We start from the raw sequence: 667 nt of genomic DNA, 5'->3' as shown, positions 1-667 counted from the left end.
GTTCGGTCGCTGCTGCGATCCTGGTCCGGGGAGGCACAGCCAGCACAAGGCCATTAGGTCATCTGTGTTATGGCTGGGCCGCCTGCCCATCCTTATGCTCCTTGCTTACCGCCCTAGCGTGGCTGCCCGCGCGCAGCGCCGAGGCCCCGTTGGCGGTATGGACGGATCAAAACAAGGACATTCAGCATGAACAAGACAACCCTCATCGCCGCGGCGGCCCTCTCTCTGACCCTGCTGGCAGGCTGCAACGTTCGTACGCCGCTGGACTACGAGACCGGCGTGTACATCGCCCCGGAAACGCTGCAGCAGCTGAAAAGCTCCGGTGCCACTCAGGATGAGGTCGTCAAGCAGGTCGGTCACCCTAACTCCAAGTCCGAGCTGAGCGGCAAGGAAGTGTGGAAGTACGACTACAGCCTGATCACCGCGTTACCGGGTGCGTACAACAAGAACGAGTCGACCGTGTTCGAGTGGAGCAAGGCCGGCAAACTGCTCGACGCCTACAAGACCAACGGCGGTGCCGGTGCCAATGGCAACCCGCTGCTGAAGGCCGCCGGCAACTGAACCGGGGCCGGCACGCTGAGGAAAGCGCCCGACCTGTCGTAATGCTGTTCACCGGAGCAGTAGTCGGACGCGCTTAGTGCCCCCCCCCCCCCCCCCACCCCACAAA

1 protein-coding gene is annotated in these 667 nt (G+C 63.3%); it reads left to right on the top strand.

All coding sequences use genetic code 11. From position 1 onward, the window contains the following. The first annotated feature begins 186 nt into the window (after positions 1-186). Positions 187-561 carry a hypothetical protein gene (locus J0A65_RS24935; protein WP_152489895.1) on the top strand — a complete coding sequence of 125 codons (375 nt, stop codon included), beginning with the start codon at positions 187-189 and terminating at the stop codon, positions 559-561. Positions 562-667: the final 106 nt, after the last annotated feature.

Source organism: Bowmanella yangjiangensis, assembly GCF_017255015.1.
GTDB lineage: Bacteria > Pseudomonadota > Gammaproteobacteria > Enterobacterales > Alteromonadaceae > Bowmanella > Bowmanella yangjiangensis.
The sequence above is the reverse complement of the archived record's forward strand: the minus strand, read 5'-3'. Positions and strand labels throughout refer to the sequence as shown.

Coding starts and splice junctions, on each gene's coding strand:
- J0A65_RS24935 (WP_152489895.1), top strand. CDS start 187: ATGAACAAGACAACCCTCATCGCCGCGGCGGCCCTCTCTCTGACCCTG.